The organism is Aquabacterium sp. A08 (genome assembly GCF_011742065.1).
Genome location: NZ_JAAQQT010000040.1, coordinates 1 through 271, shown reverse-complemented (window position 1 = coordinate 271; position 271 = coordinate 1). Strand labels below are relative to the sequence as shown.

Sequence of the window (271 nt, the reverse complement as noted above, 5' to 3'; positions counted from 1 at the left end):
CCGAAGCGCGACTGCAGCGGCTCGGACACCTGGCCCGGGGCCAGGGCGTTCATCACCTGCTCGAACTCGGGCACGAACTGGCCGGGCACGGCCCAGCCCAGGTCGCCGCCTTGTGGGGCCGAGCCGTCCTGGCTGTGGGCGCGGGCCAGGTCTTCGAAGGTGGCCTGGCCGCTGGTGATCTGCTGGCGCCAGCGCGCCAGCTGGTCGGCCGCGGCCTGCGGGCTGAGCTGCGCGCTGGGGCGCAGCAGGATGTGGCGCGCCAGGGTCTGGG

Annotated in this window: 1 protein-coding gene; it reads right to left on the bottom strand. The window is 75.3% G+C overall.

The features are described 5' to 3' along the window. Nucleotides 1–271 (bottom strand): peptidylprolyl isomerase (locus tag HA630_RS26660; RefSeq protein WP_208299876.1); only part of this gene is annotated, 271 nt, incomplete at both ends.